We start from the raw sequence: 20,117 nt of genomic DNA on the forward strand, positions 1-20,117 counted from the left end.
GTTATAATAACTCATAATTAATCAGTAAAAGAGGGATGAAGGATGGAAAAAGCAACATTTGCTGGTGGATGCTTCTGGTGTATGGTGACGCCATTTGAAGAGCTAGACGGTATTCACGGAATTGTATCAGGTTATTCAGGCGGTCATGTTGAAAACCCTACGTATGAGCAAGTCAAAACAGGGACAACAGGTCATTATGAAGTTGTTCAAATTACGTTTGATCCTGACGTATTTCCGTATGAAAAGCTACTTGAGCTATATTGGCCACAAATTGATCCAACCGATGCAGAAGGTCAATTCCAAGATCGTGGCCCTCAATACCGCGCTGCGATTTTTTATCACAACGACAAACAAAAAGAAGCTGCTGAGAAAACGAAAGCAGAACTAGCGGCAAGCGGACGCTTTAAACAGCCAATCGTGACGGAGGTTTTACCTGCTACACCGTTCTATCCAGCAGAAGAGTATCACCAAGATTATCATAAAAAGAATCCAAAACATTACAAAGAAGACCGCGCCGCCTCTGGTCGTGACGAGTTCATCAACGAAAACTGGAAATAATTTCTGAATAAATAAAATGAACTCTGTTCGTAAAACAAAGATTAACATGCAACACAGCATGTTTTTGAGCTGAACTGAATGAGAGCACTTTTGTCTCTTTCAATTCAGCTCTTTTATTTTTCTACTATAATATCCTCCTCTCTCTTGCTCCTCCTGCATAAAACCAATTCCCTTTATTCATACTAAAAGACGACTTAACCATTTTGAACGTCTCGTGATAAATCGGCTAGAGGGGGAACCACCTTTGAAAAAATCAGAGAAGAAGAAACAAAATCAAGCGGCAAATGAAGCGATCGGTGAACACGAAATTAAAACTCTTCACTTTTACGGAGGACCATTCATCGCTACGATCCCCCTTGTTTTTTTCATTATTTGGGCCATTACATTAAGTGTAATGCAGCTAGTTACAGAAGAAGCACTTGTTCTCGGAATTGTCATTGGAATTGCAGTGGGGCTTTTCTTTTGTAAGTCTAAGTGGAAAAACTACGCACAAGCACTGTTTGCTGGAATGGCTCAACCAATCGGAGTTATTGCCGTTATCGCTTGGTTTTGGGCAGGTATGTTCGCGAAGCTTCTAGCAGCTGGAGGGCTTGTAGAAGGACTCATTTGGGTGGGATTTCAGACCAATTTAAAAGGTGGACTCATTGTTGGTTTAACCTTTTTACTATCAGCTTTGTTTTCAACAGCGGTCGGAACAGGGTTCGGAACAGTTGCGACATTTGGTATTCTCATGTTTCCCGCAGGCATTATTTTAGGAGCAGATCCTGTCATTTTACTTGCTTCGATTTTAAGCGGAGCAGTCTTTGGTGACAACTTGGCTCCTGTTTCTGATACGACTATCATTTCCGCTACAACCCAAGAAGCAGATGTACCTGGTGTGGTGCGTTCACGTTTTAAATATTCAATCGCCGCAGCAATTCCCGCTCTTATTATGTTTGTCATTCTTGGTGGCGGTGGTGAAGGGTTTGGGAATCAACAAGTGTTAGCAGAACTTCAAGAGAAAGTTTCTCCGGCAGGATTGTTTATGTTAATACCTTTCTTGCTGGTCTTGGTGCTCGCACTAACAGGACGACATCTTCTTACCTCATTAACGTGGGGAATTGTCTCATCGATTGTTGTGATGATTTTAATTGGAACACCTTTTTCTGAGATTATTAACTTCTCGAAAAACAAAGCTGGAGATCCCGTTGTAGGTGGGGCACTGATGAGCGGAATTAGTGGCTATTTTAATATGGCGATTCTTATCCTGTTTATTTTAGCAGCTGCTCATTTGTTGGATGTAGCCGGAACAATGGACATTATTAAATCGTTCTTTTTAAAAATCATTAACGGTGTTGTCCGAAGAGCAGAAATGTCTATGTTTGCGATTGTGGCTTTCTTAAATGTCTTTATCACTATTAATACAGCAGCAGAGATTACAGCCGGTCCATTCATTCGCAATCTAGGCAAAGAGTTTAACATTCATCCATATCGACGCGCTAATTTATTAGATACCGTTTCCTCTTCTCTCGGCTACATTTTCCCGTGGAGCGGAGGCGTTCTACTCGCCTGGTCGACCATTAAAGGTGCAGCAAAGGAATACGATTTTATCCCAATTGTGGGCCCAACAGAAGTGTTTCCCTATGTGTTTCAGGCTTGGTTTTTATTAATTGTCATGTTTATCGTGACCATTACTGGTTGGGGATTGCGCTTCTCAGGTAAAAACGGCGAAGAGTTAACAAAAGAAGAGTACGAAAAACTCCAGGAATAATTATTTTGATATAACAAAAAGGGTGAGGAACTAGGACAACAAACCTGTTTCTCACCCTTTCACGTTAACGTTTTTTCATCGTACGTCTTTTTTGTTTCTGTTTTTCAGTTGTTCGTAATTCTTTACGTTCTTGATCATCAACAATTTGACCCATGTATAATGTCTTTTTGGCAAGTGGAACGTTTAATTCGCGTGCGTATTGTTTTAATACACGCTCTTCACGCTCTGTCACAATTGAAATAACAGTACCGGATGCACCTGCTCGTCCTGTACGACCGGAACGATGAATGTACTGATCAATGTCTTGTGGCATATCCACGTGAACGACATGCGTTAATCCTTTAATATCTAAACCACGAGCCGCTACATCTGTTGCTAGTAACAACGGATACTTTCCATCACGGAAAGCGCGCATTGCTTTTTTACGGTCATCTTTTTTCGTCTCACTATGCAACACACCAAGTGACACATCTTCATACTTTAGCTTTTGTTCAAACGCAGACAACGTTTCAATGCCTTTCACAAATCCTAACCCTCTAAACGAATCCATTTTCGCTAGACGTCTCACAAGGTCCACTTTGTCACGTAACTCACATACGAAATAAATATGGTCCACTTTCGGTGTCGGTAGCTCATCGTTACTCACTTGAACGACTGTTGCATCTTTCATCATCTCTTTTGCCAACTTCTCTGTATGTTCAGGTAATGTTGCCGAGAACAACAATAACTGACGGTCATTTAAGGTTGATTTAATAATGTGGTCAACGGTATTCATGTGTTCCGGAACTAACAGTTGATCCCCTTCATCAATGACAACTGTTTTTACTTCATGCATTTTTAATTTCTTGGATTTAATTAGTTCTTGAACACGACCAGGTGTACCTGCGATAATTTGTGGACGCTTCTTTAATTTTTCCAGTTGGCGCTTCATATTCGCTCCACCAATAAACGATGCACTCACAATGCCGCTTCCTTGCGCCCATGTCTGAATCTCGCCGTGAATTTGCATCACTAACTCATGTGACGAAGCTAACACAACCGCTTGTACATGCTTCTTTTCTACGTCAATTTCGTTTAACAATGGTAGTAAATAAGCCAGTGTTTTCCCCGTTCCTGTTGGAGATTGGGCAATCACGTCTTGTTTCTCTAAAATCATCGGAATCGTTTTCGATTGAATGACAGTTGGTTCTTCAAACGCAGCCTTCTGCCATGCCTCTTGTAAAAAAGGCTTTAATGTTGAAATGAAATCACTCATGGAATTCTCCTTTAAAATTGATCTTTATGATAAACGTTATTATGCTCATTAGTCAGACTTCAATTATGATACACCATTGCTCTCTCTCATGACAACAACGCGTTCCATTAGACGTTTCCTTTTCACCAAAAGAAGCCTGTTCGTTCAATCTTGTTCAAAGATCAAATGACAGGCTTCTTCTTTTATAACTTTGGTCCTTTTCGGAATTTGAACCAGCCCATTTTGTAAAAAGCAAAAATCATTCCTACAACCATTACACCCATAATGCCCAGCACAATAAAGTAATTATACTTACCTGTTAACTCTGGCATGTAAGAAAAGTTCATACCATATAATCCCGCAATAAACGTAAGCGGTAAGAAAATCGAAGACATCACTGTTAACGTAAACATAATGGAATTCATACGGTCGGAGTTAATGGACATATAGCTTTCACGAATGTCGTTCGATAACTCTCGATTACCATTCACAATTTCAATCATGTTTAATAAATGGTCATAAATATCAGTAAAGTACCGAATTTGTTCTTTTTCTTTTAACGCACTAAGCGATAAAATGCGGTAAAGTAAATCACGCATTGGATGGAGCACTCGTCTCATGCGAGAAAGATCACTACGAATCTCATATAAGCCTTTCATCAATTCATCCATAGGCTCTTCCGCTTCATTTTCTTCCACCACATCAATTCGGTCTTCCACTTCATAAATCGGGGGAAAATAATCATCCACGCAGCTATCTAATAGCTCGTACACAATTCCCCATGAATCTTGAGGCTTTTTTATTCCACTTTTCACTTTATTCCATACTGTCTTTACATTGTGCACAGCATCCACTTGATACGTCACAAGAAAGCCATTACCAATGAAAGCGTGAACTTCCATTTTCTCTAGTTCTTTCTGATCTAATGCGTTGAACACCATAAAATAGTAATCATCGTACACTTCTAATTTCGCTCGCTGACCTTGATTAAAACAATCTTCTACCGCAAGCGGGTGAAATGAAAACTGATCTGTGAGCACTGTGCGCTCTTCGTTTGTCGGATCTTCAAAATGAACCCAATACCAACTCAACTCTTCGCTACGTGCTTGCTGTAGTGTGGCAAGTTCGATTATTCGATTATCTTTGGTTTTCGCTAAAATCGTAATCATACATGTCCCTCTTACTTGTTCGTTGTAGAATTATCTATTCCCTCTACCTCCTCACTCTAAACTTCTTTTCATATTTAGGCGTACGTTTATGCCTACTCCTGCATATGATGACCATAAAGTTTTTAAAAAGGAGGCTATTTCACTATGTATGAGTACAACCAAACCACTCCATACAATCACTATGAAATAGACAATCGTCAAACCGAACAGCTATTAAAAGACATGACAAAAGCCATTAACGATGAGTTTGCAGCAATTCAATATTACACACAACTTGCCAAATTAGCGCCAAATGAGCAGTTCCGTCAAGCCGTGCTTGGTGTGCGCCAAGATGAAATCCGGCACTTTTCAAGCTTCGCACGATCTTATACTGAATTGACAGGTGACTATCCTAAAATTTCATTAGATGTGGACTTACCAAAATCGTTTAAAAAAGGGGTACGTGAGTCCATTAAAGACGAAGCAGAAACCGTTCCCTTTTACCAAAGCATCGCCAGTCGTGTGCCGAATCCAATGATTCAAAATCGCTTTTTACGCGCAGCAAACGACGAGCAACGTCACGCGCAAATTTTCCAAAGTATTAATTCCTACTTGTAACATCTTTTTCTTCGCGTTGTGAGAGTCGATCTACAAAACCGAGCATGATCTATACCTCTTACACTCTTCATAATAAGTTTTAAAAATGTCACGTGACACCTCTTTCAATCATGTGACATTTTTAGATTCTTGAACTACCCCCACTTACTCATTGTGCTTCGCCCTCCACATTCCTTGAAGATGGGGGTTTTCTCGCCTATTTTAGATAACAGGGCACACATCTAGGCGTCCCTTCATACGTTAGTAGGAATAATGTCATGAAATGAGGTGCTCAACCTATGTACCGTTCTCTTCCTTGTTATGATAAACAGCTTGCCTTGTTTTTACTGCAACTGTCGGCTGAAACATATTTACAATATCAACATGATGGACTCGTAAACGTTCCCACAGGCTTCTCATTAGTAAAGGCCTTCAAAGGAAAAGCATTTGGTAAACGTGAATGGTTTGGCTTTATCATAGAAAGCGAAAACGAGGTCGTCATTGCTTTTCGTGGCACCCAATCGGATTTAGATTGGTTGGCTGACGCGTCTGCGTTTCAGCTTCCTTTTCCGTATGCATCAAGTTGTGGCTATGTACATGGTGGATTTTTAGCCATTTATCATTCTCTACGGAGCGAGGTGTTTAATGCTTATCGCTCTCTTTCATCATCCAAACCACTCTACATTACTGGCCATAGCTTAGGCGGTGCCCTTGCAACGCTTCACGCCCTTGACGTGTCAGTGAATGGACCCTTTCAGCAAGTAACGATGTACAACTACGGCAGCCCACGCGTTGGCGATCCTACCTTTGTGACAAGTTATTGCTTACATGTACGCGAAAGCAAGCGGTTTGCCAATACAGAAGACGTCGTCACCGAAGTACCTCCACCTGTCTTCCGCTACCCATTTACAAGTAAAACATGGTATTACGAGCATGTGCCGGCCGCCATCTCATTCACCATTCAAACAGGATCGATCACAAATAATCACATGGCTGAGATGTATGAGACGGGCATTAACAGCTTAGCCGATAACCCTTGTCTGAGCCGGTATTATGTCAGTCCATTCTTTTAAACACAAAAAGAGACCACCATACTCCCTTTCAAAAGGGTACGTATGATGGTCTACCTATCTTATTTATTAGCTTGTAAACGTGTTATCACTTTTCTTCACTTTTGAAGGTGTATCATCTTGATACTTGTAGTCATTCACCCAGTAGTCTGCATTTTTAATACCAAGTTTCACCGGGTCAAACACAGGATCAACGCCTTGTTTCTTTTGTTGCTCATAATCTTTTAATGTCACAAGTGCTGGCTTCGCTAAGATCAGGATAGCAATTAAGTTCAACCAAACCATCAAACCGAGTCCTACATCACCTAACGCCCACGCAAGGTCAGCTGTTTTAACTGCTCCGTAGAATGTTGCGCCTAATAACACAACCTTTAACGCCACCATCGGCCATTTATTGCTTCTACCTCTTGTTAAATACGCAATATTGGTTTCTGCGATGTAGTAGTAAGCCATAATCGTTGTGAAAGCAAAGAAGAATAATGCAACAGCCACAAATCCTGCTCCAAAACCAGGAATGACTGACTCAATCGCAGCTTGTGTATAAGCTGGACCCGCCGCTACATCACCTAGGTTATTGACAATGAATGTACCATCTGGTGCTTGCGTATTGTACATCCCTGTAAATAAAATCATGAATGCTGTTGCTGAACAAACTAATAACGTATCAATGTAAACAGAGAATGCTTGCACTAACCCTTGTTTCGCTGGGTGAGATACTTCGGCCGCCGCCGCTGCGTGAGGCCCTGTCCCTTGACCTGCTTCATTTGAATAAATCCCACGTTTTACTCCCCATGAAATCGCCAATCCGACAATTCCACCGAATGCTGAATCTAATGCAAATGCGCTTTTAAAAATAAGTGCTAAAACACCAGGTAATTCGGTGATGTTCACTGCTACAATAACTAATGATAATAAAATATAACCAAGTGCCATGAACGGTACAGCATATTGAGCTACTGTTGCGATACGCTTTACTCCACCAAAGATAATAATTCCTAATAATACAACTAAAATAGAAGCCGTAACGGTCGGGCTAATACTGAATGCATTTTCTAACCCTAATGCAATGGAGTTTGATTGGATCCCTGGCATAAGTAAGCTCATTGCAAGTAACGCTGCAATTGCAAATAGCGTACCATACCATTTCCACCCAATTCCTTTTTCAATGTAATAAGCGGGTCCCCCGCGATATTGACCATCTTGTTTTACTTTATAAATTTGGGCTAATGTCGACTCGATAAAAGCACTTGATGCCCCGATAAATGCGATTGTCCACATCCAAAATACTGCACCTGGTCCACCAAATGCAATAGCAGTCGCTGTTCCAGCAATGTTACCTGTTCCTACACGACCTGATAATGCAATTGATAATGCCTGAAACGATGATACACCAGCTTCTGAACTCTTCCCTTTAAACATAAGTGTAACCATGTCTTTAATATGCCTGACTTGTAAAAAACGCGTTAAAATCGTAAATAATAACCCAATCACAAGACAAGCATAAATAATTGGCTGACTCCACAAAATCTCATTCAACTTTCCCACCAGTTGTTCCACACAATATCCCCCTTTTATATTCTGAATTTTCTATCTGTTAAGAATTATAAATCAACATGCTTCATAAGACAACATGAAGTGTTATCTTTCCTGACATAAAATCATCGACAAATCATCGGTAACGCTTACAAAATCTTTCTAACTTCCTATATTCAACCTCTTTTTGAGGATTTCCCATGAAAAAAGGAGGAAGCGAACGAGTAAATCGAAAAAGACAGGTGATAAAACCTAACACCTGTCTACTTGTCTTATATGCTAAATGTATGACCACCGTTTATAGATAGACTTTGTCCTGTTACAAAACTAGACTCCTCTGATGCTAAATAAACAACGGCGTTCGCAATATCTTCAGGTGTACCCATTCGCTGTAAAGGTACTTGTTTTCGATACTCCTCAATCGCATCTGCAGCGACATGTTGATGACGTTCTACCGGTGTAAACCCAGGATTCACAAGGTTAACGCGGATGCCAAAAGATCCTAATTCACTCGCCCACGATCGTGTCATGCCAAGCATGGCCGACTTGGCCGTGACGTAGTTAGAAAAGTGTGCATTCCCTGTTTGAACCACTTCACTCCCAATATTAATAATAGATCCTCGTCCTTTCTCTTTCATCGCTGGTAACACTTCTTTTAATAATAGAAGTGGAGCTTTCACAAAATAGAGAAGCTGATCTTCATAGTCTTGCCACGTTGACTGTTCAATAGAAAGTTCTGGCTGCGGCCCTGTTGCATTATTCACTAACACATCCACATTATTTCCCGACAAATGATAGATTTCCTGAATGAGAAACTTCACGCTGTCTTCATCGGTCACATCCGCTTGAATGGCAAATGCTTTTCCACGTTGCGCTTCAATTTCTTCAACTACTTGCTTCGCCGCTTCTTCACTATGTACATAATTAACGATTACCGTTGCACCTTCTTTCGCAAGCGCCAGGCTCATCGTTTTTCCTAGCCCTCGTGAACCACCTGTCACAAGCGCTGTTTTCCCTTCTAATCTCATCTCTTCCCTCTCCTCTCTACAACAAAAGAGCTAGTTGCTCACTAGCTCTTTTATGACATGATTTTCTTGTTACTGCAACTTTTTTCTAATTCGTAAACAAATCCATACAAATACATAAAACGGTACGACAATTATGAAAAACACCCAAAGTGATGGTAAATTCCCCTTCGCACCTTCAACGATAAAGACCGTTGTTGTGGAAATCGTCGCACAAACCGCAAAAAAGAGCGGAACAACTAACAAAGCGATACGCATAAAGCGTCTTGTATTTTGGCTAGCCAACAAAATACCTCATTTCTTTTCTGTGATCTAAACGATGCGATGTTTGGGTTTAATTACTCGCTAAAAATATCTTCTTCATTTATGCTACCTGGTGACTCTTCGATTTTCTCTAAATGTACTTTACCCTCTTCTGTTTCATACCCTAGATGTAACACTTCTTTAATTTGATCTCGGCTAAAAAAAAGATTGTAATCAGAGGAAATGTTCCCTTCTGGGTACGGTGCTGAAACGTAATCATATTGTTTGTTCGTTGAACCTTGTATTTGATGATGCCCGTAAATCATCACTGGCTTTTTAAAGCTTTTCAACTTCACAACTGTGCCAATTGGGAGTAACTTTGTCGTATCAACGTCGACAAGGTTTTCTTCTTGTTTTTCTTGTGAATTTGTTAATTCGTTCTCACCTGCGGAAGGGTTGGACGAACACCCTACTAATAATCCGACACTTAAAAAGGCAACACCTACTAACGCATACATCTTTTTCACTTATACAACATCCCTTACTTTTTATAGTGTTTCAAATCCTCTTCAACTTTCTCTCTCATTTCATCTTCAACAGAAGACTGCATTCCCATATGTTCAATGGATTCAATCATATTGCGATTAAAAAAGAGATTATACTCATCAGTAATGTTTCCTTCTGGATACGGAACAGAAACATAATCAAAGATAGTACCTGTTGAAGCTTGCTTTTGAAAGCGCCCATAAATCATCACAAGCTTACGTACATCTTTCAACTTCACAACCGTGCCAATCGGTAGCATACACTCATTCTTTAAATCAGACATTCCAGTCATCCTCCTTTACTTCTCACTCTTTTTCGTAAACTTCGCACGAACAAATAAAGCGATAAGAGATGTGCCGTAGAAAAATCCACCTGCGCCTACAAGGGCACTTTTCACTGAGTTTAATTCATCTTGAGAAAAAACGAGTATCATGACCGCTAACAATATAGTGATTGCTATACTCATAATAATGGCATACAGCATTAATCCTCTTCTTAACACTTTTTGTAATTCTTGTTTTAACTCCATTTTTGTTACCTCAACACTTTATATTTTTCATAAAAGCTTTATTCTTCGTCTTTCTCTAATCCTACCTTTCCTCCGAGACCAATTCCCGCACCTACTTTTGCTCCTGTTTCCATCCCGATTGATGCACCAACTCCGACAGTTCCAAGCATAATGTCTAAGCCGACATAAGGATCATATTCAAAGCCAAACCATTCCTCTAATGGTTCATATCCAAAAAAGTTAAGTGGTTCAAGTTTAAGTTCTATCTTCGCGGCCGTCGCTTCCGCACCTAAACTGGCTGTGTAGTTTTCAATATTGGCTTTTGCTTCTGCTTGCCCTGCAATGAAGTCTCCTTTAAGAGGAGACTTCTCATGTGAAAACGCACTTTTTGACACAACAGCCTCTGCTTTCCCTCCAATTAATTGCCCATGCAAAATTGAATTTTCTAAAGCATTATATTGATATGGAATATGCCCTTTTACCTCTCCTGAAAGCAGTTGTTGTTCTACAAAAGAGTCATTATTATTCATTTTTTCAGTGTCAATAACTGAAGCAGACCCTGAAAGCCCAATTGCTCCCTCTTTATGATAAGCTTCTAATCCTAAGTTTCCTAAACCATCTGATCCTAGTTTGTCTTCTAGCTCTTTCTTAATCTCTTTGTCTTGGGTTTTCGTTTTTGAAGCCTCTTTTTTTCTACAGTGTATTGGCTACCATAATACAAATCATACATACTCGCGTACTGACTTGGCACCGTCATATTCGCGAAATGAGCTGGATATTGACTTGAAAAGTAAGCATGCTGTACCGTTTGTTTGTTCATATTCTGCCAAGCAGCGGACTGTTTCACAACACCTGTTGGATATACGTGTAAAGTTTTAGCGCCGTTACTAATCATCCCTTGCACAAACTCTATGTGTGCTCTCATCGTTTTAACGTGCTCATACACTTCCACAAGTGCAGACGACCTCGTCGTATCAAATTCTTCAAGCTGTGTGACGGCATCATCTAGCTGTTTTTCCGCATTGTCGAATTCACTTAACACCTTGCTGTCATCAATTTCTAGCAGAGACACAATTCCTCTTACCTGGTTTATAATGCTGTTAGCTTCATCTGTTAATGCTATCGTTTTTTGCTTCCCTTGCTGTAGACTTTGTTTATAATCATGTTCTAAGAAGGTTTGACGAATGATTCTTGTTGGTCACTTTCAAACGAAATGAGTGTGGCTTGTATCATCATTAATTGATTCATATAATATTGAACAAAAAGTTGATAGAAAGTAAGAAAAGGTTTGTGACACTCTTGATAAAAAGATTGTATGGCTCGTCCTCCTTTTCCATCAAAAGACGTACCAAGGTCAGCAATCTTTTGAACACTTTCTTCAATTTGTTTCATCGTGCTCTGCTGGACCATTAGTTTGTTCGTTGTTTCACGAATGACTGTATGTAAGGCGCTGGCATCTAATACTTTCCCCACCTAGCCTCCTCCTTCGACTGCTTTATTTTATCGCTTTTGCAAGTAAATTGTCTGTCTCTTGTAATTGATCAACAGAATTTGACGTCCTTTCTACACTTTTCAAGACCAACGTTTGATAAGCCACTAACATATGCCCCAACGCTTCATTTATTTCATGTAACGAATTCATTGTTTCTAACACATTTTGACTACTTACGTTGTTTGGCAAAGCTACATCTAGAGATTGTGTCACAGCTTGTAATTGCTGTAGTACCTCACGCACCTCATCATACTGGACTCGGATTTCTTGTCCCACTCAATCACCTCATCTCTTACGTTAATTTCTTTTCGACTATAGCTTGTCTAAGTACAATTGACTGCTTTGTTGCTTCAATTGACGCTTTTAAAGATACAATTTGTTTATCTAACACTTCAAAATTATAAGCAAATTGGTTCGTTGTTATTTCTTGATAACTTTCATATAATTCAACATCACGAATTGTATAAAAACCTGTCGCTAACTCTCCTCTAAAATTATCTAACGAAACAGGAGGACTTTTCACAAGAGCCAACTCTCTTTGAAACTCTTGCTCTTTTATTTCTAACGCTGTTTTACACTGTTCTAATTTCATCAAATCTTCTTCATACGAACGTAACGAATTTGTATATTGCATTAATAGACCATCCATCACTTATTCACCCACCTTTACTGCGCCGAGCAGGTACAGCCCACAAATTCTTATTCTACTACTCTATTTATGATACAATATGCAGGATTTTCAAATAAATAGGTACTTATCATCTTATTTTGGAAGAATCATGGTAAAAATCGAAACGTTATAGCTTGTACTTTCAACAGAGTAGTATTTATTAGCCATTTATTTAAAAAGTAACCATCATGCTCATAAAAAAACACCCTTTGCCTATTTCCTAGACAAAGGGTGTTTCAACTTCTATCTACTCACCTGCTAATGCATCTGCAAATGCTTTTCCGTACGGTGGTAAGTCAGGTGGGCGACGACTTGAAACAATGTGACCATCAACAACAACTGGCTCGTCGTACCACGTTGCACCTGCATTTTCCATATCATCTTTAATCCCTGGCGTACTTGTCACTTTTCTTCCTTCTAAAATACGTGCTGAAATTAATACCCAGCCCGCGTGGCAAATTTGGCCAATTGGTTTTTCATGCTCGTCCATGTGGCGAACCATATCTAACACTTCTGGATACCTTCTTAACTTATCTGGCGCCCAGCCTCCTGGTACAAGAATACCGTCATAATCGGCTGGATTGATATCTTTAAATGATAAATCAGACTGGGCCGGAACCCCATATTTACCAAGGTACATTTCATTTGCATTTTCACCAACTAAATGAACGGTCGCTCCTTCTTCCCTTAAACGTAAAACAGGATACCAAAGTTCTAAATCTTCAAAGTCTGCACTCACAAGCGCAATGACTTTCTTACCTTCTAAACGCATATAAACACCTCCATGCATAGTATAACATCTCCTTAACGATTCTATGTTGCCTCACACATTCTACCTGTCTGTTACAATAAGATAGGAAGGGGGAAGGTACATAATGAACATAGAAGTAAGCGCTTTAGGAGCTATTAGTGCTCTTGTCATTGCCATTATTCTTATTTTAAAATGCGTTCCACCGGCATACGGCATGATTGTGGGTGCATTAGCTGGTGGCCTCATTGGCGGTGTGAATTTAGCTGAAACAGTTACACTCATGATTGAAGGAACAAAAGGAATCATTCCCGCTGTTCTTCGTATTTTAGCGGCAGGGATATTAGCGGGTGTGCTCATTCAATCTGGAGCAGCCTCCACGATTGCCGAAACAATTGTCCAAAAAATTGAAGAAACAAGGGCGTTACTTGCACTTGCCGTTGCGACGATGATCTTAACTGCTGTCGGCGTTTTCGTCGATGTGGCGGTCATCACTGTAGCACCGATTGCATTAGCGATTGCTCAACGTGCAAAGCTATCAAAAACTGCGATTTTAATCGCGATGATTGGTGGAGGAAAAGCCGGAAATGTGATGTCGCCTAATCCAAACACCATTGCTGCAGCTGATGCCTTTGATGTTCCACTGACATCACTCATGGCAGCAGGCATCATCCCTGGCTTATGCGGATTAGCGATAACATATATCATTGCGAAAAAATTAATCAACAAAGGCTCACATGTGGAAGCATTAGACATAAAAAATAATGTAGCAGGTACGCACCCACTCTTTTTACCAGCCATCATTGCACCTCTTGTGACAATTTTATTATTAGCACTCCGCCCATTGTTTGGTATTGAAATTGATCCGATGGTCGCTTTACCAATCGGGGGAATCGTTGGTGCGCTTGCGATGAAACGTGGAAAACAAATCAATGAATACGCAACGTTCGGGTTAAGTAAAATGTCAGGTGTCGCCATTATGCTTTTAGGTACAGGTACATTAGCCGGCATTGTTGCCAATTCGACGCTAAAAGATGTCATCATTAACGGATTAACTCAATCTGGGCTACCTCCTTATTTGCTAGCACCCATTTCAGGTGCATTCATGTCAGCGGCTACCGCATCAACAACCGCTGGAACAGTTGTCGCTAGCAGTGTCTTTTCATCAGTCATTTTAGAACTAGGAATTCCTGCTCTAGCAGGAGCAGCAATGATTCATTCAGGCGCAACCGTCCTTGATCACCTCCCACACGGAAGCTTCTTCCACGCAACAGCCGGAAGTGTGAACATGGGAATGAAAGAACGTCTAAAGCTTATGCCGTTTGAATCGTTAGTCGGATTAACAATCGCCATTGTATCAACTCTACTATTTGGCGTCTTTCAACTATTTGTGTAACGGAGGAATTAAAGATGAAAATTGTCATTGCACCTGACTCATATAAAGAAAGCCTTACAGCATTAGAAGCAGCCAATGCCATCGAAGCAGGCTTTAAAGAAGTATTGCCTGACGCTCAGTACATAAAAATTCCGATGGCAGACGGTGGGGAAGGAACTGTTCAATCTCTCGTCGACGCGACAAATGGGCGAATCATTGAACAAGAAGTAACAGGTCCTCTTGGAGACAAGGTCACGGCCTTCTTCGGACTGCTAGGCGACGGCAAAACAGCCGTCATTGAGATGGCGGCCGCGTCAGGCCTCCATGTCATCCCTTCTCATAAGCGAAACCCGCTTGTGACAACGACGTGGGGAACCGGAGAGCTCATTAAAGCAGCGCTTGATACTAACATCACACACCTCATTGTTGGAATCGGAGGTAGCGCCACCAATGACGGCGGCGCTGGTATGATTCAAGCACTTGGTGGCAAGCTTCTTGATAAGAACGGGCATCAAATTGGTTTTGGAGGCGGGGAATTGCACAAACTTCATACAATTGATTTATCAACCATTGATGCCCGTCTGCAAAATGTTCAGATTGACGTTGCATGCGATGTGGAAAACCCACTAACCGGAACGCATGGTGCTTCCGCTGTTTTCGGTCCTCAAAAAGGGGCAAGCGCAGAAATGGTCACAACGCTCGATGCAAACTTAACTCACTTTGCTACAATCACCGAACGAGTGCTGAATCGATCTACTCGAAACATACCAGGTGCAGGAGCTGCGGGAGGACTCGGTTTTGGACTCTTGACCTTCCTTTCTTCTCAGTTAAAACGAGGTATTGATATCGTCTTAGAAGCAACGGCGTTTCATGAACATGTGCAAGGTGCATCACTTGTCATTACGGGTGAAGGCCGCATCGATAGCCAAACGATTTTTGGGAAAACCCCCATTGGCGTCGCCAAAGCAGCGAAAGCTTATAACATTCCTGTGATTGGTATTGCAGGCTCCATCTCAACCGATAGCGATGTCGTACGAGAGCATGGCATTGATGCTGTCTTTAGCATTGTACCAGGCGCGATGCCATTAGAAGAAGCTCTAGCTAACGCCGAAACGTATGTGTCTTTAACAGCAAGAAACGTAGCTTCATTATTTTCATTAAAAAGAAGTTGACTTTTATTTTTAATCATGATATATTTATCTTTCTCACTTCGCCAAAGAAGTAACTTGACAAAACGTAAAATGCAAGGGTAAATCATTACTGGCATTCTACTGAAGTTTTTATCATGAAAAACTTATTCACACTGGATCGGCTTCGGAGCCGTAAGGATGTAAGAGAGGTAGGGCTTATATCGTTTAGGTTAGTAAAAACGACCAGGTGGAAAAAGAACCGCGGCAGTTTATTTTTCATATATAATAAATTTTATTTTTACACTTGCGACAGGTGCAAGTTACTCATAAACAATGATAAAAGCGAGGCAGACTCATTCCTGCCTCGCTTTTTTATAGCTTCGCTTTTAACTCTTCAATTTGCTCTAAATGGCGCTTTTCATGATAACCAATAAAATCACACCATTGTTTTAAATGCAACAACCCGAATACAGGGTGTGAAAATGATTTTTTCTTCAATTCTTCTTCCTCATGTTGTGCAACAAACGCATGTAAAGCTTCACGAGACTCATGGAGCTTCTTTTTGACTTCTTCAAGTGTCATGTACTCATCAGATGGATCAACGTAATCAGGTGCAGGTACTTTACGTGAACGATCTGGTGTTAAATGAATAGGCTTTTCATCCGTCGGCTGTTCAGGCCCTTGCGCTAACACTTTTGTCATCGTCCCAACAATCGTCTTCTCCATTAAGTAGAGGTGATCTAACACCTGCATAATCGTCCAAGACCCTTCTTCTACCTTCTTGTTTAACTGTTCATTTGAAAGATGACGTACACTTTCTAATACTTCACTTCTTATTAGTTCATTATGTTCCATCTTTAATCCCTCCCACATCCCATTATTTCATATTAGCTCGTTAACTGACTACGATAAAGGTCGGCATAAAATCCACTTTTCTTAAGTAACTCCTCGTGCGACCCTTTTTGACTGACTTCTCCATCTACTAACACAATGATTTGATCTGCCTGTTGAATCGTATTTAACCGGTGAGCAATCACAAAACTTGTTCGTCCTTCCATCAACCGCTGCAGTGCTTCTTGAATATGCACTTCCGTCACCGTATCAATGCTACTTGTGGCCTCATCTAAAATGAGAATGGACGGATCAGCGAGGATGGCTCTCGCAATTGAAAGCAACTGCTTTTGCCCTTGACTAATTCCACTGCCATCTTGCTTTAATACCGTATCATAGCCATCTGACAACTTCGCAATAAACGAATGGGCATTAGCCATTCGAGCGGCCGCCTCTACTTCTTCATCAGTCGCATCTAACCTTCCATATCGAATGTTCTCTCGCACCGTTCCTTGAAACAGAAAAGGTTCTTGTAACACAAAGCCCATATGCCGACGAAGACTCGATCGCTTCACATTGGTTATTTTATAACCATCAATGGAAATATCACCTTCACTCGGATCATAAAATCGTGATAGTAAGTTAATTATGGTTGTTTTACCAGCACCAGTCGGCCCGACAAGGGCAACGGTTTGGCCAGCAGAAGCGTGAAAGTTTACATTACGAATCGTCATGTCATCGTCATCATATGAAAACGAAACTTGCGAAAACACCACTTCTCCTTTTACAGAGTCAATTTCAACCGCTTCTTTTTCGTCACTTACTTCCTCTTGTTCATCCAGTACTTCAAATACACGCTCTGCTCCCGCCACGGCCGAAAGCAACGTATTGAACTGATTCGCAAGGTCATTGAGCGGCCGCGTAAATTGCCTTGCGTACTCAGCAAATATGACAATGACGCCAATTGAAACAATGTTATGTAAAGCTAATACCCCACCAACTCCTGCAATGACCGCAAAACTTAAATTGTTTAAAACGTTCATTAACTTCGGAATAAATCCAGAGTACGTTTGCGCCCAAAATCCCGCTCCTTTTAAGCGGTCATTTTTCTCCATTAATTCAGCCATCACTTTTTTCTCTTGCGAAAATGTCTTCACAATTTGTTGACCAGAAATGGTTTCTTCGATAAATCCATTTAACTCTCCCAAGTTCCGTTGTTGTTCTTTAAACAACTTTCCCGTTCGCTTGGTAATCCATTTCATCCCAAATACCATGATTGGCACAATGATCAGTGTGACAAGCGTTAAAAGTGGACTCAACCACAACATTACCGATACCGTTCCAACGAGTGTTAATACACTAGAGAAAATTTGGATCACAGAACTATTTAAGGTTGAACTCACATTCTCAATATCATTCGTCACTCGACTCATCAGTTCTCCATGTTGACGCTGATCAAAAAACGGAATCGGAAGTTCATGAAGATGTTGAAATAACTGCGTTCTCATTTTATAAACGGTTCGTTGGGCAATTTCGATCATCCAACTATTTTGTACAAACAACGAAATGGAATAAACAACATAAATGCCAGCTAACGCCAAAAGTAGCTCACCTAATCCGTCACTACTTTTTGTCAAAATGTACGCATCAATTCCTCGCCCAATTAAAAATGGCCCTAAAAGCCCTAACCCTGAACTAATCACAACGGCTATCATCACGAAACTTAACTTCTTTCGGTTAAACGACAAATACGTCCAGATTCGTTTTACCGTCTGAAATCCGTTTTTTGCTTTTATTTTCTTACGAGCGGAGTGCTCATTTGATTGCACTAAATCACGAACGATTTCTTTCTTATATTGAAAAGGTCTACTTAGCTCCTTGAGCATACTTCAAGCCATCCTCTCCAAATTGAGATTGAACAATTTTTTGATAAAGCGGAGATGCATTGACTAACTCTTCATGTGTACCTTCATTGGTGAGTTCCCCATCTTCTAAAAGTAAAATCTTATCCGCTTCCTTTGCTGTGCTTACTTTTTGCGTAATAATGAGTGTGGTGCATGTATACGTTTTTAACGCTTGTAGCAATTTTGCCTCTGTTTTTAAATCTAACGCGCTAGTACTATCATCTAATAACAAAATGCTTGGCTTTCGAATAAGTGCTCTTGCAATCGATAGACGTTGCTTTTGACCACCAGAAAGATTTACACCTCGTTGGCCGATTTTTGTTTCATATTTCCGAGGCAACTTTTCAATCGTATCATGAATTTGGGCATCCTTTGTTGCTTGCAACATTTCTTCAAACGAAGCATCTTCTTTTCCCCAAGCTAGATTTTCTTTAATCGTCCCTGTAAATAAAAGCGCTTCTTGTGGAACAAAGCCGATACTTTTTCGAAGGTCTTCTGCTTTTACATCTTCTACGTTCTTTCCATCAATTCGCACTTCTCCGCTCGTTGCATCATACAAGCGCGGGATAAGCTGAAACAAAGATGATTTACCCGAACCCGTAGCCCCTAAAATGGCAACAGTCTCTCCTTGTTTGACAGAAAAAGAAACGTTTTTTAACACAGAAATGTCTGTACCTGGGTAGTGAAAAGAAACATTATTAAACGTAACCTCCCCTTTTTGAACAGAAAAAGAATTGCTCTCCACACGGTCAGTGAGATCCACTTCTGTTTCCAGCACTTCACGAATGCGACTAGCAGAAGCTCTTGCACGTGAAAAAGCCATAATGATAAAAGAGAAAATCGAGAAAGCAGATGTTATACGAAAGGCATAATTAATAATTGCCACCACTTCGCCCACTTGTGCGTCGCCATTGCCCACTTCAAAGCTTCCCACCCAAAGTACGACTAAAATACTCATATTCATCACAAGTAATAAAAGAGGTAGCGTTACTTCCATTAACTTTAATGCTTTGACCGTCTGATTCATCAGTTGTTCATTTGCTTTTGTAAATCGAGTCACTTCATAATCACGTCGCAAAAATGCTTTCACAATACGCATCCCTGATAGATTTTCTTTCATGATACTGTTGACACTGTCTAGCCTTTGTTGAACAAACTGAAATAACACTCTTCCTTTTTTCATCATCCACATTAAAAAGAGTAACAAAACTGGAATGACTGTCACTAAAATAAGCGCTAGTTTGGCATTTACGACAAAAGCCATGATTACACCACCCACAACCAACAACGGCGCTCGTAGCATAATTCGTAAACTCATAAAAACCGTATTTTGCGTTTGCGTTACATCATTTGTCATTCTTGTGATTAAAGACGACGTCGGAAAGTGACTTAAGTTTGAAAAAGAAAACGATTGAATTCTTGAAAACAATCCTTTTCGCACATCATATCCGTAACTCTGACTGACGTGAGAAGCATAAAATGAATTTAAAATACCTGATGCAAATGCGAGAAGTGACATTCCAATCATGATTACTCCCCACTTAATGACCATGCTTAAGTCATTTTGCATAATGCCTTCATCAATGACTTTTGCCATTAATAGTGGATGAATTAGCTCCACAACAAGCTCTGTTAACATAAAGAAAAGCGCAACCGCCATTGGAAGACGATATGGCTTTAAAAATGAAAAAATGCTCATTTACTCTCTTCCTCCAATTGTGTCTCTATCTAGAGTGGCACATAACATAAACCTTC

The 20,117-nt window shown here is 40.4% G+C and carries 21 protein-coding genes and 1 pseudogene; 6 read left to right on the plus strand and 16 right to left on the minus strand.

Going from position 1 to position 20,117, the window contains the following annotated elements; translation table 11 throughout:
• Window positions 1-42 precede the first annotated feature (42 nt).
• Both msrA and DIS06_RS12265 read left to right on the plus strand, forming a co-directional pair.
• On the plus strand, window positions 43-558 hold the full coding sequence (gene msrA, locus DIS06_RS12260) for a peptide-methionine (S)-S-oxide reductase MsrA (protein WP_110113569.1): 516 nt from the start codon (window positions 43-45) through the stop codon (window positions 556-558).
• A 244-nt stretch (window positions 559-802) separates the two neighbouring features.
• Complete coding sequence (locus DIS06_RS12265) at window positions 803-2,308, plus strand: Na+/H+ antiporter NhaC family protein (protein WP_110113570.1); 1,506 nt, start codon at window positions 803-805, stop codon at window positions 2,306-2,308.
• A gap of 64 nt (window positions 2,309-2,372) precedes the next feature.
• Here DIS06_RS12265 and DIS06_RS12270 read toward each other — a convergent pair whose 3' ends face one another.
• Both DIS06_RS12270 and corA read right to left on the minus strand, forming a co-directional pair.
• A complete protein-coding gene (locus tag DIS06_RS12270; RefSeq protein ID WP_110113571.1) occupies window positions 2,373-3,563 on the minus strand; it encodes a DEAD/DEAH box helicase in 1,191 nt (396 codons plus the stop codon).
• Window positions 3,564-3,745: 182 nt separating this feature from the next.
• Window positions 3,746-4,711, minus strand: a complete 966-nt coding sequence (corA, locus tag DIS06_RS12275; RefSeq protein WP_110113572.1) for a magnesium/cobalt transporter CorA — start codon at window positions 4,709-4,711, stop codon at window positions 3,746-3,748.
• Between the two features lie 144 nt (window positions 4,712-4,855).
• Between corA and DIS06_RS12280 the strand changes: the two genes are divergently transcribed.
• Window positions 4,856-5,308: a ferritin-like domain-containing protein gene (locus DIS06_RS12280; protein WP_110113573.1), complete on the plus strand. Its 453-nt coding sequence runs from the start codon at window positions 4,856-4,858 to the stop codon at window positions 5,306-5,308.
• A 278-nt stretch (window positions 5,309-5,586) separates the two neighbouring features.
• Complete coding sequence (locus DIS06_RS12285) at window positions 5,587-6,360, plus strand: lipase family protein (RefSeq protein ID WP_110113574.1); 774 nt, start codon at window positions 5,587-5,589, stop codon at window positions 6,358-6,360.
• Window positions 6,361-6,426: 66 nt separating this feature from the next.
• On the opposite strand, the gene DIS06_RS12290 is transcribed toward DIS06_RS12285, so the two are convergent.
• The 11 genes and pseudogenes from DIS06_RS12290 to DIS06_RS12345 form a co-directional block, all read right to left on the minus strand.
• Window positions 6,427-7,914: an alanine/glycine:cation symporter family protein gene (locus DIS06_RS12290; RefSeq protein ID WP_110113575.1), complete on the minus strand. Its 1,488-nt coding sequence runs from the start codon at window positions 7,912-7,914 to the stop codon at window positions 6,427-6,429.
• A 248-nt stretch (window positions 7,915-8,162) separates the two neighbouring features.
• On the minus strand, window positions 8,163-8,918 hold the full coding sequence (locus DIS06_RS12295) for an SDR family NAD(P)-dependent oxidoreductase (RefSeq protein ID WP_110113576.1): 756 nt from the start codon (window positions 8,916-8,918) through the stop codon (window positions 8,163-8,165).
• Between the two features lie 69 nt (window positions 8,919-8,987).
• Complete coding sequence (locus tag DIS06_RS12300; protein ID WP_110113577.1) at window positions 8,988-9,200, minus strand: hypothetical protein; 213 nt, start codon at window positions 9,198-9,200, stop codon at window positions 8,988-8,990.
• Between the two features lie 53 nt (window positions 9,201-9,253).
• Window positions 9,254-9,676: a DUF4176 domain-containing protein gene (locus DIS06_RS20850; protein ID WP_110113633.1), complete on the minus strand. Its 423-nt coding sequence runs from the start codon at window positions 9,674-9,676 to the stop codon at window positions 9,254-9,256.
• 23 nt (window positions 9,677-9,699) lie between these two features.
• On the minus strand, window positions 9,700-9,987 hold the full coding sequence (locus tag DIS06_RS12310) for a DUF4176 domain-containing protein (protein ID WP_110113578.1): 288 nt from the start codon (window positions 9,985-9,987) through the stop codon (window positions 9,700-9,702).
• Between the two features lie 15 nt (window positions 9,988-10,002).
• Window positions 10,003-10,233, minus strand: coding sequence for a hypothetical protein (locus DIS06_RS12315; RefSeq protein WP_110113579.1), 231 nt, complete (start codon window positions 10,231-10,233; stop codon window positions 10,003-10,005).
• Between the two features lie 38 nt (window positions 10,234-10,271).
• Window positions 10,272-10,742, minus strand: a complete 471-nt coding sequence (locus DIS06_RS12320; protein WP_110113580.1) for a hypothetical protein — start codon at window positions 10,740-10,742, stop codon at window positions 10,272-10,274.
• Between the two features lie 107 nt (window positions 10,743-10,849).
• A pseudogene (locus DIS06_RS12325) lies at window positions 10,850-11,622 on the minus strand (T7SS effector LXG polymorphic toxin).
• A gap of 85 nt (window positions 11,623-11,707) precedes the next feature.
• The gene (locus DIS06_RS12335; protein WP_110113583.1) at window positions 11,708-11,980 is read right to left on the minus strand and encodes a DUF5344 family protein; all 273 of its coding nucleotides are present in this window, start codon (window positions 11,978-11,980) and stop codon (window positions 11,708-11,710) included.
• Window positions 11,981-11,996: 16 nt separating this feature from the next.
• Window positions 11,997-12,356: a hypothetical protein gene (locus DIS06_RS12340; protein ID WP_110113584.1), complete on the minus strand. Its 360-nt coding sequence runs from the start codon at window positions 12,354-12,356 to the stop codon at window positions 11,997-11,999.
• 265 nt (window positions 12,357-12,621) lie between these two features.
• Window positions 12,622-13,146 (minus strand): type 1 glutamine amidotransferase domain-containing protein, encoded by a 525-nt coding sequence (locus tag DIS06_RS12345; protein WP_110113634.1) that lies wholly within the window; start codon window positions 13,144-13,146, stop codon window positions 12,622-12,624.
• A 103-nt stretch (window positions 13,147-13,249) separates the two neighbouring features.
• On the opposite strand from DIS06_RS12345, the gene DIS06_RS12350 reads away from it, so the two are divergent.
• Both DIS06_RS12350 and DIS06_RS12355 read left to right on the plus strand, forming a co-directional pair.
• A complete protein-coding gene (locus DIS06_RS12350; RefSeq protein WP_110113585.1) occupies window positions 13,250-14,518 on the plus strand; it encodes a GntP family permease in 1,269 nt (422 codons plus the stop codon).
• A 14-nt stretch (window positions 14,519-14,532) separates the two neighbouring features.
• Window positions 14,533-15,669, plus strand: a complete 1,137-nt coding sequence (locus tag DIS06_RS12355; RefSeq protein WP_110113586.1) for a glycerate kinase — start codon at window positions 14,533-14,535, stop codon at window positions 15,667-15,669.
• 330 nt (window positions 15,670-15,999) lie between these two features.
• Here the strand turns inward: DIS06_RS12355 and DIS06_RS12360 are convergent, their stop codons facing one another.
• The 3 genes from DIS06_RS12360 to DIS06_RS12370 are packed head-to-tail and all read right to left on the minus strand — an operon-like array spanning window position 16,000 to window position 20,061.
• Complete coding sequence (locus tag DIS06_RS12360) at window positions 16,000-16,482, minus strand: DinB family protein (RefSeq protein WP_110113587.1); 483 nt, start codon at window positions 16,480-16,482, stop codon at window positions 16,000-16,002.
• Window positions 16,483-16,514: 32 nt separating this feature from the next.
• Complete coding sequence (locus DIS06_RS12365) at window positions 16,515-18,344, minus strand: ABC transporter ATP-binding protein (RefSeq protein WP_110113588.1); 1,830 nt, start codon at window positions 18,342-18,344, stop codon at window positions 16,515-16,517.
• Window positions 18,325-20,061: an ABC transporter ATP-binding protein gene (locus DIS06_RS12370; protein WP_110113589.1), complete on the minus strand. Its 1,737-nt coding sequence runs from the start codon at window positions 20,059-20,061 to the stop codon at window positions 18,325-18,327. Before DIS06_RS12370 ends, DIS06_RS12365 begins: the two co-directional genes overlap by 20 nt.
• Window positions 20,062-20,117 lie beyond the last annotated feature (56 nt).

The organism is Bacillus sp. CGMCC 1.16541 (assembly GCF_003184905.1).
In the GTDB taxonomy this organism is placed as follows: domain Bacteria; phylum Bacillota; class Bacilli; order Bacillales; family Bacillaceae_H; genus Priestia.

Excerpts from the sequence above, each read along its gene's own strand:
- DIS06_RS12280 (WP_110113573.1), top strand. The coding sequence starts at position 4,856 with ATGTATGAGTACAACCAAACCACTCCATACAATCACTATGAAATAGAC.
- DIS06_RS12345 (WP_110113634.1), bottom strand. The coding sequence starts at position 13,146 with ATGCGTTTAGAAGGTAAGAAAGTCATTGCGCTTGTGAGTGCAGACTTT.
- DIS06_RS12315 (WP_110113579.1), bottom strand. The coding sequence starts at position 10,233 with ATGGAGTTAAAACAAGAATTACAAAAAGTGTTAAGAAGAGGATTAATG.
- DIS06_RS12365 (WP_110113588.1), bottom strand. The coding sequence starts at position 18,344 with ATGCTCAAGGAGCTAAGTAGACCTTTTCAATATAAGAAAGAAATCGTT.
- corA (WP_110113572.1), bottom strand. The coding sequence starts at position 4,711 with ATGATTACGATTTTAGCGAAAACCAAAGATAATCGAATAATCGAACTT.
- DIS06_RS12310 (WP_110113578.1), bottom strand. The coding sequence starts at position 9,987 with ATGTCTGATTTAAAGAATGAGTGTATGCTACCGATTGGCACGGTTGTG.
- DIS06_RS12355 (WP_110113586.1), top strand. The coding sequence starts at position 14,533 with ATGAAAATTGTCATTGCACCTGACTCATATAAAGAAAGCCTTACAGCA.
- DIS06_RS12270 (WP_110113571.1), bottom strand. The coding sequence starts at position 3,563 with ATGAGTGATTTCATTTCAACATTAAAGCCTTTTTTACAAGAGGCATGG.
- DIS06_RS12295 (WP_110113576.1), bottom strand. The coding sequence starts at position 8,918 with ATGAGATTAGAAGGGAAAACAGCGCTTGTGACAGGTGGTTCACGAGGG.
- DIS06_RS20850 (WP_110113633.1), bottom strand. The coding sequence starts at position 9,676 with ATGTATGCGTTAGTAGGTGTTGCCTTTTTAAGTGTCGGATTATTAGTA.
- DIS06_RS12360 (WP_110113587.1), bottom strand. The coding sequence starts at position 16,482 with ATGGAACATAATGAACTAATAAGAAGTGAAGTATTAGAAAGTGTACGT.
- DIS06_RS12320 (WP_110113580.1), bottom strand. The coding sequence starts at position 10,742 with ATGAATAATAATGACTCTTTTGTAGAACAACAACTGCTTTCAGGAGAG.
- DIS06_RS12370 (WP_110113589.1), bottom strand. The coding sequence starts at position 20,061 with ATGAGCATTTTTTCATTTTTAAAGCCATATCGTCTTCCAATGGCGGTT.
- DIS06_RS12285 (WP_110113574.1), top strand. The coding sequence starts at position 5,587 with ATGTACCGTTCTCTTCCTTGTTATGATAAACAGCTTGCCTTGTTTTTA.
- DIS06_RS12350 (WP_110113585.1), top strand. The coding sequence starts at position 13,250 with ATGAACATAGAAGTAAGCGCTTTAGGAGCTATTAGTGCTCTTGTCATT.
- msrA (WP_110113569.1), top strand. The coding sequence starts at position 43 with ATGGAAAAAGCAACATTTGCTGGTGGATGCTTCTGGTGTATGGTGACG.